Below are 14,148 nucleotides of genomic sequence, written 5' to 3'. Positions count from 1 at the left end.
CTCCAGCATTTCCTGAAGTGTTTCTGCAAACAGATCTTTCAAGGCGTTTTGTGCATCCTGCGCGGTCACCAGATTATTCTCTTTAATGAAGGCGCGCAACTGTTGTTTATCCCAAAGTCCCATGTGTTCTCCCAACCTTTCTACTATGTTTCATTTTAATAGTTTTGGGAGTTTACACAATCTATTTTACAGACTCAAGCAGGCGTCGCATCAGAGCGACGCCGCTTCCCTCACTACACTAATCTCAAGTCAAATACCTATAAAGCTTGCTATCCACAGACTGCTCCAGTACTAGATTAAGATGCACAACAGAAATGGAGTTGCCGTTATTATCGAGCATAGACCCCTGGACCGCGCTTTGAGGATCGGGATGAGCTCTGCCCAAATAATAGAACTCCGTTCCTTCCGCATCGTCCTTTTTGATGAATACGTGCAAGTCGATTCCCCGCTCGTCTGCCTCAAGGATCGTTCGGACTTCTTCCGATTCCAGAGTTCGTCTGCTTCTTGTGGACCACTTCAATACCTCTGGAGAAATAAATTCCTCCTGATAATTCGTGCTTGCTTCAACCCCTTCATGCTTGTGATAGGTGACAAAGATGGGGCAGGTCTGATACTTCGTCTTGTACCCATACATGGTGGAGCTTTCATCACTCAGCCAATTGAGCAGCTTACAGGAATCCTTCCGGGAATACTTTTTATAGAGCGTAAGGTGTTCATGGCAATCATATTGCTCCGTGATATGTGAAGCGGCTTGGATCATGTCGGTAAGCATTTCCTTAAAATATTCATTGTTCTGCATGGACTGCGACAACACCGGATGAAATACAAACTGCTGCGCCTCCGTGAATACGACGACGGGGGTGTCACCATATTTCTTCCTTGTCGGCTCCGTGAAAAAGGACATGTCCAGCACACGTTTCACGGAATCTAGTGTTTGCGAATCCACAGAACATCTATGCTCACCAAGAGCGTGGACCCATTCCTGGGCTGTAACACGACACGCTGTGAGTAACTGGCTCAGCAAAACAATCTCATGCCTGCGTTTACCATTCAGCACTTCCGCCGACAGCATAACCAAATACTTTTTCTCTTGATCGGTTAGTGAAGGAACTGGCTCTTTAATCTTCTGCAAAAAATGATAATAGCTCCCGTGCTCATCTGAGAAAATCAGCGGATCGATCGAGCCGTGCTCCAAGTAATCCAGGTGCGTAGGGATGCGGTTTAAACGATTTTTAAGCTGAATATATTCCTCTCTTAGGATCTTCAGCGCGGTTAAATTACTATTACTGATGGATTGAAAGATCTGTTTCTTGGCAACTTCCTCGAAATTAATCGTCGAAATTCCGTTGATAAAGCTCGTGTCCTTCATATGACGGCGGATATTATCCTTGTTCTGCGACTTATCTCCAGAGAGCGCAATCGGAATCAGGTAGTTATTCTTATAATTTCCGATAAAATCAATGATCGTCACAAATTCCTTACCCGCATGTTTACGTAGGCCGCGTCCCAGTTGCTGAACAAATACGATGCTGGATTGTGTCTGGCGCAGCATGACCACCTGGTTAATGCACGGAATATCGATTCCTTCATTAAAGATATCCACGGTCAGGATGTAGTCCAGCTGCCCATTTTCCAAATCTGTGACACAGCGAGCCCGTTCTTCTTGACGGTCATCTCCTGTTAACGCTACGGTTCGATATCCTCGCATATTCAGCAGCTTAGAAAGCTCGAGCGCTTCTTCTTTCCGGCTGCAAAAGATAAGACCTTTTACCGTCTCGCCGGAATAACCGTAGTACTCCATCTTTTCTATTAGATAGGCTACCCGTTCATCCGAAACGAGCTGAGAGAGCATTACGGTATCGTCGATCACTTGGCCATTATATTCAAAATCGGTCACTCCAAAATAATGAAATGGACACAGCATATCTTCTTCCAGCGCCTCTTGCAGACGAATCTCATAAGCCACATTGTAGTCAAACAACTCATAGATGTTGAAGTCATCCGTCCGCTCCGGCGTAGCGGTCATCCCAAGCAGAAATGCAGGTTGAAAATAATTTATGATGTTAAGATACGAGCTGGCCCCGGCCTTGTGCACTTCGTCTATTAAAATGTAATCAAACGCTTCAGGATCGAAGCTGTTTAGAGTGGAGGCTTTTGATATCGTCTGGACAGTAGCAAACAGATATTTGGCATCCGTCTCTCTGCTGCTTCCAGATAATATGCCATAGTCTCGATCTTCACCACCAAGGATTCGCTGGTAATCGAGCATGGCTTTTTGCAAAATTTGCTCCCGGTGAACGACAAACAGCATACGTTTAGGGGCAAAGTTTCTGACGTCAAATGCGGACAAGTACGTCTTGCCTGTACCTGTTGCCGAAATTACGAGCCCTTTCTGCGCTCCGGTGGCGCGCAGATCCTGAAGATTTTTTAACGCGTTCATCTGCATCGTATTTGGCACAATAGGGCTGAACACCGTCTGCGGAATGCCTTCTGGAGCGAGCGGGAGCACCTGGCTCACATCTCGAGTGGCTTTTGTAACCTCTTCGTATAGAATCTGATAAGCATCAATCCACTGGTTGGACAAAGGGACGGATTCATCCCAGACCTTATTGAATTCACTTTGAAACTGCCCCAGGAGACCGCCATGCTTAAAAGAAGTCAGCTTCACGTTCCATTCATAGTTGGCTTTTAGGGCAGAGGCTGTCAGATTGGAGCTTCCTGTAATAATGGTGGAGTATCCTTCATGGTGAAACAGGTAACCCTTCGCATGAAACCCACTCAGGTCTGATAACCGGACCTCTACGTTGGTGATTTTCAGCAGCTCTTTATAGATTTTTGGCTGATTAAAGTTAAGATAGTTGGAGGTCAGAATTTTACCCGTAACCCCGCGCATGTTCAGGTCGAGCAAATGAGACTTCAGTGTAGCCAGTCCACTTTCAGTGATAAAGGCAACAGAGAACACGAAGGATTGACAGTGATCCAGTTCTTCCAGCAGTGGCGTCAGGACATAATCCTTGCTTCCTTTGTTGTTCACCAGCAGCTTCGGCTTGTATTTGTCCAATGATTCCTGTTGGTGATTGATGAACGCCCAGCTTAGAGAATGGTTGAGCTGTTGAGTAGAGGTATCCATCTATGTAATCAAATCCTTTTGAATTCGGTGTACGGCAGGAATGTCTGCGGGTGCCCAATCCAAGGACATGAGCTCATCCGGATACAGCCAGGAGATGTCGACATGTTCAGTAAGCATAGGCTTTCCGTTTAGAAGGCGGCAATAAAAAGTAGACAAATGCACAATGCCAAAATCATATTCATACACGGTCGTCTCGATGTGCTCGCCAATCTCGATGCTGCAATGCATCTCTTCATCGATCTCGCGCTTCAATGCAGCCTGTGGCGTTTCGCCTTCCTCAATCTTGCCGCCGGGAAATTCCCACTTGTATGCTAAAGCTTTTGTAGCCCCGCGCTGGGCACAGAGAATTTTTCCATTCTCGATAATGACAGCTCCGACGACATGGATGTTCTTTTTCAATTCATTTCCCTCCGGTCTTGCATTCTGGTAAATACATGTAGCTTTTAGTCTATTCTATTATATTTATCGGTATTGGGGCTATCTCGTGTGATTGAAAATTTTGGAATCGATGAGGACTTTATAACGATTTCTGGTTAATGGTAGATATGGTAAAAAGATAAGGAGTAGGGGAAATGGATAAACAATTAAAAGATTTCCTTGGTGACTTAATTGTACTTATTCAGGAGAAATATAATGATACGTTGGATGTACCTGCAGATGAAAGTGATGAAGATAAATCTTACAGGTTGGGTTCGAATTTTGCTTATTACGATGTATTAGATTTAGTAGAGTCTCAATTATTATCACAAGGCATTGCTTCTGATTCTCTCAAGAAAATTTCACCAACACTAGGTGAAAAAATTCAAGCAGAGTCTGGACTCTGATCGGTAAAAAGGAGGAGCCTATGATCAAAATTTTGTTAGGGATCACGTCCATTATCTCATCCGTTATCGTCCTATGTGCAGGATTTATTGTTTCAGCATTAAGATCCGTTCATTATTCAGCAGGTATAAATCTTGGAGCCTTTGAGTACAGTCTGTTTAATATTAGCTTTTTGTGGATTTTAATACCCATCTTACTATTTATAATAGGAGTGTTTCTGCTCTACTTAAGCGCCAAAGATGCCGGTTAACATGCTACAATACAATTACACAACCAACCAGCAAAGGATGAATAACCCATGCCAGTATATAACAAGCTTGTCCGGGATCTGATCCCGGAGATTATACATAAGAGCGGCAAGGAATGCCGGACACGGATTTTGGATGATGAAGAGTACCAGAAAGAGCTGAACGTGAAGCTGAAGGAAGAATCAGAGGAATATTTTGCCGCGTCGAAGTCAGAGGAAGCTTTAGAAGAGCTGGCAGATATGCTTGAAGTCATTCGGTCTCTGGCTGCTGTACATGGATCAAGCTGGGAGCAGCTTGAAGCGTTGAGAGAGCAGAAGGCAGGACAATGCTAACAGACTTTGATGTAATGTAGTGAGATTCCTGTTGTTTTGTAAAATTTTTAAGATCACAATTAAACAAGGTTCGTAGAGGTATTTACTTATTTATCCTCATTCAAGGTTCTCATTTCTAATATCGCCACACGTAGCCTCTCGCCATCCTCAAGATTGCTCTCTGTAAATTACCATTATACACCACAGCTTCTAAGTAAATTAAGATTGGTTGCTCTCAAAATTCTGATCATTACTTTTATAGTTATAAAAATTCTATGTTGACCTTGATATCCAGGAACATGCATTCGCTGACATACTGTAGTGTCTTTTAAGCTATAGAATAGTGATATTAATAATTTAGACTGGACTTTAGTAAATAAATAAACCATAAGTTTCAGATTACTAATATCAATAAGGCTTTCTAGCGCTTTCATTAGTCATAATTTGCTTTTTCTTTATTTTTTCGTGTTTCATAGGAGAATTATGATAAGGTGACCAGTGCAAGTATTACAAAATAAGGATTGAGTATAGTGTGATTACAAATACTTCTATATAATTAATCATAAGGAATTGATTCATTAGTATCTTAATTTTTTCGAAGAAGTAGTTTTGATTGTGTCGAACATGTATATTTTACGAAAAGATATAGGTTAAATTAACTATAATATGGTATTCTTTTTACATATTTAGACTAATTTACAGGAAGGGATAAAAAATATGAGCTCAAGAGCATTAACTGATGTACTTCAATCTATATCTCCAGAAGCAGCAAGGGAATTCGGACTCATTGACCATTTGTTTTTTCAAGATAAGGGGAGCGCTGCAGTCAAAGCAAGAACATTTTTAGAGTTGGTAATTAACAAGGTACTGGAGTTTGAAAAAAATAATATTAATATGCCCTCAATATTTTATGCAAAACTTGCAGACAAGATTATTTATCTTGTAGCAGAAGGATTTATTGGACAAGATATTCAACTAGCAATGAACTCCGTTAGAAAGATTGGAAATATTGGGGCACATGATGGCTCAGATATCACCTATCCAGATGTATTTATCGCACACAAAAATGCTTACAAAATTGCTGTATGGTTTCTGGAACTTTATTCATTTCAGCATCTTGAAGCTCCTGAATATGAGGAGCCTAAGCCGCAATCTGATATAAAAACTTCAGAAATTGAATCAATGGTTAAATCATATTTGAAGGAAAATGGACTAATACAAGATCAACAACCAGAGTTGGTCGAAAAAGTGATTAACGATGAAGACACTTCTATTTTAAATAAAGACCTACCCAAGGGAGAGAGCTACTTAATACAAGAATTAAAGCGCCTTCAGGAATCCTCAAAAGAAGCTGTAGAATCGGCAGGATCTTTCTCATATTACAAAGAATATCTTCATGTAAATCGTGGACCGCAAACACAAGTAGAGCAATTACTAGAACGAAAGCACAATCAGCAAGGCGCCAACTTATTGTTTGTTTGTGGGAGTGTGGGTGATGGAAAGTCTCACCTTCTTGCTTATTTACGTTCATATCGTCCTGAATTAATAGAAGAGTACACCATTATTAACGATGCAACTGAAAGTTATTCTCCAGAAATGAATGCGATGGAGACTTTAGTGAAGGCGCTTGAAGGATACAGAGATCAGAATTTAAAAAAATCTAATCAAAAAGTGATATTAGCCATCAATATGGGTGTTCTACATAACTTTGTTTATGATTCCAATAATACTGAGTTTAAACAATTGGGCTCCTTCATAGATAAAAGTGGAATATTTACCCCTGAATTGACACCATACTTCACTTCGGAGCATTTCGACTTAGTGAGCTTTGGGGACTATCATCCTTATCAGTTGACTGCAGAAGGACCTACTTCTAATTTTTATAGTCAATTAATGAAAAAAATCTTTATGAAGTCAGAGAAGAATCCATTTTATCTGGCATATCATGAAGATCTTGAATCCGGTGTTTATACGATGGCTCATTATAATTATGAATTTTTACAAATTGAACAGATACAGAAAACGATATTGGATTTAGTTGTTGAGATTATTATCAAATATAAGTTAGTAATCTCGGCACGCACGTTTCTAAACTTTTTAGTCGATATTATCATGCCGGATCATCCGTCCAGTATTGTGAAAATGGATGACTATGATGTTCTGGACAATATAACACCTAACTTACTATTTAATCGGGAAGATCGGTCTGGTCTTTTAAAATGGTTCAACAAGATTAGCCCACTTAACCGGACAAGATCAAAGGAGATTGATGATTTAATTGTGGCTCTTCATTCTCTTTATAATAAGCAGGATGTGATTAAGGAATATATTTCTGATGATGTTGCAAATCGCTGGTTCCTTTCATTTTGGAAAGGAAATGAACAGGTCGATCATCAAGCTTTTAATAAAATTTCTGATGCCATTATATTAACCGCCTATTTACAAAATAGTTACTTTTATGACAAGACAAGGGATCGAGATTATAAACTGTATACGCAAAGGCTGTATGGTTTTAATATAAGAGACACAAATTCAATTAGAGAGATATATCACGAAACCAACAAAGTAATCTATCTGTGGAAAGGATCTCCTAAGGATGATTATATCTATATTAGTCCTGTTCATGAGAAATACCGATTAGCTCAGCGGATGAAGCTTAAACCCAATATTAATCATATAAAAATGCAGGGCGGCGATGAGTTGGAAATCTTCAAGGACCGAATGATTATTGCGTTTGATATTGGTGAATCTACTCATTTCTTAGAACTCGACTATACGCTCTTTAATCTATTTAGAAAAGTGTTAGATGGTTATGGGCCTAATAGACAAGATGAAGAGGAAATGGTTCACTTTGTTGAATTTATTGAGAAATTAATGCGCAGTGGGGAAAAGAAAAATCAAATCCTCATCCACTATACTCCAGACAATAAAATTTTCTACCTGAGTAAAGATGAATTTTCTGGATACTCATTTACCGGAGGGAACATGTAATGCCGATTTTAAACGCTACGGAGATAGCCAATAACTTGTACAAGAAGAAATCACCTGCACACAGTGAGGGGGAAATAAAAAAAGTTCTTCCCTTTACTACTACTAAAAAATATGTGAAGGGCAGTTTTCAACCTCTTTTGGGAGATTATGTTCGTAATATTACGCGGATTAAGGAGAAGAAAAAAAGAACTAGTTCACTAGACGCCTTAGGAGTAAACCCCTTAATTTATAGTATTGGGCAAAGTATTAATTCGGAGGGGTTACTCCAGCACGAGCTTGAAAACTTTTTACAATATTATTTGTATGGTGAATTAGAAGATATTAAATTAATACATCCTTATATATACAACTACTTGCGAGGGTCTGACTCTGATAATCTATTTCGTCGAAAAGTAGCAAAGTGTGCAGCTGAAATATTAGTGAATAATGATCAGAGGATTGCCACTATATTTAGAGACACAGAAACTGAAGATGTGTTATCTGAGTTAATCATTGGAGCTTTAGATTGTACAACGGATGATAGCTTTTTAGAAACCGAGTACCAGTGTAAATTGAATTTTCTAAATAAGTTGTACTGTGAAGACTTTATTTATATAAGTCGTCATAATGAATACTTTATTAAATCACTTCCTTTTTTAACTCAATTTTACTTTTTTAACTATGTTTGTCAATTGTTGCTTAAATTTGAGCAGTTTAATAATGGTGATTACACTAAGTCAACGCCGCTTTACTATGCACTTGATTGGGAAGGGGTTATTTCCAAGAGAAGAAAGGCAGCTAGTGATACGGAAGGATTCAAAAGAATTAAACAGAGAGCTCCTTTACTTTTCCCTCATGTCCATACTATGTCGCAAATGAGTACGTTTCATGAAAACTCGGAAGGAAGCTTCTTTACTTATCCTGAACTCATTGAATACTTCAGTGAACCTGAGAAAAAGCAGGAGTACCTAGATGATCTAAACAAATGGATCAAGCAGTACAGAGAAATTTTTGGGGAGAGAGTTACTCCTAAAGAACAGGCAGAAGATCTTGAGACTGCATTTCGTTTATTATTCGAGAGCATTAAAGAAGGTATGAATGAAGAAGCACGAAACAATTACGGGAAAAATATTGAAAATTTCGGTTCAGAGTTTTTAAGAACAAGAGGAAGCAGTGGAACAATTTTAATGTTAAATCATGAAATGCTCCTCTTATTGACTGCCGTTTCTGTTAAGGATAAACGTATTCCTATTAATCAACTGTTCAGTGAATACGAAAAACGAGGTGTAGCTTTAGACCGGCATTCTAAGAAAGTCGTTTTAGAAACATTAGATAATTTAAACTTTATTGATAAAAAAAGTGATAGCGGGGATGCACAGTATGTCAAACCAATTTTATAACTATGTATCTAATCTTTTGATTGGATTTTTTAGTAAAATCAACATTCAACCTGGACAACGATATTTTCTACAGTTGGAAAACGAAGAAGAGGTACTTACGTTAGTTGAGTCACTTCGTGAACAATCGATGAGTACGCCGTTTGTATATCAACATGATCAAGGTTCGGCGTATCATACTTTTAGTGTAGCGATCAGTAATGTTAATTTAGTTGTTGCTTTTACATCCCCTGGAGTTAGTCCTGACTTTTTAGTAACTTTACGAAACCAGGTTGGTGAGCAGCAGGGAATTTGGAAAGATACTGCCTTATTAAGCATTGTGTTTAAACAACTAGATTCCATTCAAGGTGGAAGTACAGATTTACAAAAAGAGGGTATGCCTCTGCATCCCAAAACATTTGAGTCAGGATTGCAGGAGCAAATTGACAATAGTGTATTGGATAAGGTAGAACAAGTCATTCTAACGGAAAGAATGGAGCAGATCCTATCTGAATCCAGCTTTCAGCATATTACTTTTTTTGATTTTGAAGAAATATTTACGGCTCTCTTCAAAGGAAAGATAGACCCTAGTGAATACAAGGATTTCGGGTTATTTGAAGATCCTGATCTTGGCACATACAGTAAAAAAGAAATGAAAGAAAGAATATCTAAGAATCGTGAAATGTTTGAGTTTGTACGTCATATTCATGATTTAGGTTTAGAAATTGAGGAACTGGAGAAGAAACTTTCGTCCAGTGTTGCTCCAAAACTCAAAGATGTGAACGAATGGACCAATACTCCTTATACGGATATAAAGAAAGCATTTGATGAAGCTCAAAAGGTAGGAAATCAAACCGTGGAGCTGAAGCAGATTGATTTAAACGAACAGCTCAAAATGTGGAATAAGCCTAACAAGCAGACGGCTGCTGGAGAGAGAAAGCGCCATGTGATTATCTTTAATCCGGACAAAAAAACAGAAATTAATATGTCTTTATCCTTTTTAGTGGAAGGAGAAAGCAAAAGCCTGCAAGCCGATCAGTTCAAAGTAAAAACTACGGAAGCTGAAGTTCATTTTCAGGTAGCCAGAACTAACATTAACCTCAAATACAGTTTATCAGAGCTGAATCAACCTGCATTTATCAAGATTACTTATAAGCATAATGGAAAAGCAAATTTAGGTTGCGAAATACAGGCAGTTGTCCTTCCTCTTTCAGTTCAAGATTGCTCCTTTCTAGAGATCGATTATTTCATTGACACGAAGAACCGGACAATTAATATTCAGACGGATCAGGAAACTTATTTACTTGGAACAGAAGGTTATCAGAAAAGGGAAGCAAAAATCAATGCGGCGGGTGAGCAAATTCATATCAATAATGACGACTTACTAGAAATTTCATTAAATAGTGACCTTTTTAATGAACGTAACCAACTACCGTTACAACTTCATTTTGTTTCTAAGGCAGTTATTGTACCTGTTCAATTTATAGTTGAGGACAAGAGTAATGTGCCTATTACTGCATTTCGTCTTTGGAAACGTAAAAGAGAAGAGAAATTGATCTACAATAGAGAGGGGAGCAAATTAAAAGTCGGAAGTTCTGTTTATTATGGGAGTAACGAATTTATAAAATATCTCGAATGGGAAGAGCAGTGGAAACAAAAAGGAATAAAGAGCGCCGTTCTGGAATCCGACCAGCTGCATCCAGAAGATTTGGAGCTTAGCTCAAAATTATTAGATGCCTATAATCGCTTGATCAATTCTTATATAACTCATAAAACAACGCCAAGCTTATGTTATATGAATGAGGAAATCGCAGAGCGGGCGAAAGAATACATTGCTGAATATATTAAAGAGATTAATTCTTTTTATGAAGGAAGACCAGTTGGCAGAAAAGGCAGAGACCTTTTTAAATTAGGTATTATTCATCATAATGAAGATGTACTCTTTACCCCATATCATCCATTAAATATTGCTTACCAGCTCCAGCTAGAGCAAGATGTCCAAGGTGAAAAAGTGGATGATCGTATTCTCGAAAGACTTCGGCCTGAAAGTTTGCTGCCATTTATATATGAGAATAGGAAAGAAGAGTATCTTTACAAGTCAGATTCTGTTACTGACGCTTATGAGTGGGTCATCTATAAAAATATTAATAAAGTTAGTGTAACAGATGCTAACAAATATTTATCAATTATTGTGATGCACAAGCTTAAACAATTTGAAGAACATTTCTCCTATCTGTTCACCGATCAAATTAAGGCACCTTATAATATTAGTTTAATAAATATTGAGAATGATCATGAAGTTGTAAGAGGAATACTGCAATGGTTTATTGAGAGTATCAAGAAAAAGGGAGTGGACAATCTTCGAAAGCTTCATATTAATCTTTTTCGTGAGTACAGTTTGGAAACAGAGTTTGATCGTTTGTCTATAATAAACTCTAGTGAAGAGTTATTTGCATATTTCGGTATAACATGGAGGCATGAAGAACTTGATTCGAACAATGTTTTAAGATTAATCCGTAAATCGATATCGTATTATAAGAAGTATATTGATCCTGGTAAAGAATTAGATTACGCGCATATTACATTCTATCGAATGAATATGAAGGAAAGTTATGCTGTTCAACCTATGAATGAAATGCCTGCAGGAATCGCGCTTAATGGTTTATATTCTTATCTACCATCTTTTAAATATGAAGAGAACTATCGCTCAGGATTTGGAACAAAATATTATGTAAATAACAAGAACTCCAATCCATTAATTGATCTTAGTATGGGCCTGAATGAGCTTGCAGCTAACTTGAAGAATGAAGGGAACGATTCATTTCATAAGGGAGAGGCTATAACATCGAGGACTACGACAGCAGATGAGGAATTTTTACGAAAGATATTTGATTCATCACATTGGGTTACTTTTGTGGATTCGCATCTAGATCTTGATTATTTCAATCAGTTAGATGAGAACTTATTTGTTATTCACTATAGTGATCAATACTCTTCTTCCAATGGATATGATGCAATTACAGTGACAAATAAATCTAATCATTATCTTTCTGTTATTAGTGAGTATCTTGGATCTCATCAATTAAGTATTGCAGAAGACAAAGCGATTGACATTATAAAAGCGTTTAACATATTTAACGGAGAATGGTTGCTAAAAATCATAGGGAGTAAAGGACATTATTCCCGTGAGAAGTTTAGTATTATTTCAGCGATCAAATTTGCTCTTGCCTATTTTGATCATTCTGATATTCACTGGGTCCCCATTTCGTTAGAAGAAATTTTAAGGGTAGCAGGCAGTTCTAATCTTAGTAAAACAGATGGAACATTCACGGCCAAAAATTTAGGAGTAAGAGGCGTTCATAGTGATGATTTGTTATTGATGGGAGTTGAAGAAAAAGAACAAAAGCTGCTAATTCATTTCTATCCAATTGAAGTTAAAATCGGTATAAATAACAATAACGTTAAGGATAAAGCAGCCAATCAGGTTTTAAAGACTAAAAAAATCTTTCAAGATGCACTCAGCAATGCAGAAATGCCATTTACTTCAAGATTTTATCGCTACTTTTTCGCTCAATTATTCATTGTAAATGCAGCGAAACTTCACTCAAGTGATTTTTGGCCTGAGAAAAACTTTGATATGCCTGAGCATGTTATCGAAAAACTGGTTCACGATCAGATCGAAATAACCTTCGATGTTGATCATATTATTGGAGCTGGAGCTGTAATTTCATTTCAAAAAGATGCTTATCATCGCTCTACAGAACTTACAGATCAAGTAACCTATCTAAATTTAACTGAGTCTGATGGATTAAATGGTTTGATAAAATCAATGGCGGAAATGTATACATGGATGCAGCATAAAGATAACGATCTAATTAAGGAAAATTTATTATCAAATCAATATAATACCAAATCCAATGATCATAGTATTACAAGTGCTTATATTGATCCTAATGGGTCCTTAAAAGAAACAGCAGCAGCAGGAGAAAGTTCAAGAATGAGCTTAGAGACTGATAATCTTTTCGTAAATAACAAAGATTTGCTTCTGGAAGTCGATATACACGAAGAGCGAGATTCTTCTGTTACGAAAGAGACTTCTATGCTGTTAAAAGATAAAAAAGGATTAGATGAAAACAATGACATTACCAATCAGATCACTAGTAAGGAAAAACGGAATATCAGAGTTCTTATTGGAACTGCGGAAAATAGCTCAAGAAAAATATTCTGGGAATATGATCATGCTGGCTTAGCAAATAGGCATTTACTGATCTCAGGGAAATCTGGACAAGGGAAAACTTATTTTATGCAATGTTTACTGCTAGAATTATCCAAGCAAGATATATCAAGCATTGTGATTGATTATACTGAAGGTTTCTTGCCGAATCAGCTTGAACCCGAATTCGTTGGATTTCTGGGCCCTAAACTTAATCAAAGAGTTGTATACAATGAAAAGGTTCCAATCAATCCGTTTAAAAGAAATATAAGAGATATAGGTGGTATCACGCTCCCTGAATCTGATACGGATATTGCAGAAAGAATAAAGAGTGTGTTTGCTTCCGTTTATAAGTCTCTTGGAATCCAACAGTTAAATGCTATCTATGAGGCTGTATTAAATGGGCTTGGGCAAGCTCAGGACAGGATGGATCTTAATGTGATGAGGGAGATGTTGGAGGAGGATTCTGGTAGCGCCTCAAAAACAGCATTGTCTCAAATCAGACCGTTCATTGATCGACAAATATTTATTAATGACCATAACTTCTCTTGGAGTGATATGATTGACAACAATGGTGTAGTTAATATTATCCAACTAACTGGTTATCCGAATGACGTACAGCGTATCATCACCGAATTTATCTTATGGGATTTATGGAACTACCTATTAAGAAATGGAAGTAAATTTAAGCCCGTGCCATTAGTACTGGATGAAGCACAAAATCTGGACCACCGCGAGCAATCTCCGTCAGCCAAAATATTGACGGAAGGTCGTAAATTTGGTTGGTCAGGTTGGTTCGCAACCCAGTTCTTAAAATCCCAGTTAGATGCTGATGAGTTAGCGAGAATGCAAAACTCTGCACAAAAGATATACTTTGCTCAGACAGATCAAGAAGTATCCTTTGTATCAAGTTCATTAGCTGCAGAATCGAGTAAACGTAAGCACTGGGAAGAAAGATTAAATAACCTTCGAAAAGGTCAATGTATTGTTCAAGGAACCCAACTATTGGATAGTGGAGAACTCACCCCTCCGACGGAAACCGTAGTGAATATTACCCCTTTGCAGAGCAGAATTTAAA

Annotated in this window: 7 protein-coding genes and 1 pseudogene; 5 read left to right on the top strand and 3 right to left on the bottom strand. The window is 37.9% G+C overall.

Going from position 1 to position 14,148, the window contains the following annotated elements; genetic code table 11:
- From ACH6EH_RS20260 to ACH6EH_RS19440, 3 genes and pseudogenes are all read right to left on the bottom strand, one after another.
- A pseudogene (locus tag ACH6EH_RS20260) lies at window positions 1–123 on the bottom strand (IS256 family transposase); the annotation flags it as partial.
- Between the two features lie 121 nt (window positions 124–244).
- Window positions 245–3,130, bottom strand: a complete 2,886-nt coding sequence (locus ACH6EH_RS19445; RefSeq protein WP_397333492.1) for a DEAD/DEAH box helicase — start codon at window positions 3,128–3,130, stop codon at window positions 245–247.
- Window positions 3,131–3,529: a (deoxy)nucleoside triphosphate pyrophosphohydrolase gene (locus ACH6EH_RS19440; RefSeq protein WP_138224768.1), complete on the bottom strand. Its 399-nt coding sequence runs from the start codon at window positions 3,527–3,529 to the stop codon at window positions 3,131–3,133. It abuts the gene before it with no gap.
- A gap of 173 nt (window positions 3,530–3,702) precedes the next feature.
- On the opposite strand from ACH6EH_RS19440, the gene ACH6EH_RS19435 reads away from it, so the two are divergent.
- From ACH6EH_RS19435 to dptH, 5 genes are all read left to right on the top strand, one after another.
- The gene (locus tag ACH6EH_RS19435) at window positions 3,703–3,954 is read left to right on the top strand and encodes a hypothetical protein (protein WP_138224769.1); all 252 of its coding nucleotides are present in this window, start codon (window positions 3,703–3,705) and stop codon (window positions 3,952–3,954) included.
- 296 nt (window positions 3,955–4,250) lie between these two features.
- Complete coding sequence (locus tag ACH6EH_RS19430; protein WP_397333491.1) at window positions 4,251–4,532, top strand: nucleoside triphosphate pyrophosphohydrolase; 282 nt, start codon at window positions 4,251–4,253, stop codon at window positions 4,530–4,532.
- 696 nt (window positions 4,533–5,228) lie between these two features.
- Window positions 5,229–7,502: a DNA phosphorothioation-dependent restriction protein DptF gene (gene dptF, locus ACH6EH_RS19425; RefSeq protein WP_397333490.1), complete on the top strand. Its 2,274-nt coding sequence runs from the start codon at window positions 5,229–5,231 to the stop codon at window positions 7,500–7,502.
- Window positions 7,502–8,881: a DNA phosphorothioation-dependent restriction protein DptG gene (dptG, locus tag ACH6EH_RS19420; protein ID WP_397333489.1), complete on the top strand. Its 1,380-nt coding sequence runs from the start codon at window positions 7,502–7,504 to the stop codon at window positions 8,879–8,881. The genes dptF and dptG overlap by 1 nt, the downstream gene beginning before the upstream one ends.
- Window positions 8,862–14,147 (top strand): DNA phosphorothioation-dependent restriction protein DptH, encoded by a 5,286-nt coding sequence (gene dptH / locus ACH6EH_RS19415; RefSeq protein ID WP_397333488.1) that lies wholly within the window; start codon window positions 8,862–8,864, stop codon window positions 14,145–14,147. The genes dptG and dptH overlap by 20 nt, the downstream gene beginning before the upstream one ends.
- The last annotated feature ends 1 nt before the right edge of the window (window position 14,148 follow it).

Origin of the sequence: Paenibacillus sp. JSM ZJ436, from assembly GCF_044383795.1 — a bacterium.
Taxonomy (GTDB): Bacteria; Bacillota; Bacilli; order Paenibacillales; family Paenibacillaceae; genus Paenibacillus_AQ; species Paenibacillus_AQ algicola.
Note: the sequence above shows the minus strand (reverse complement) of the source record. Positions and strands in the feature narration are given on the sequence as shown.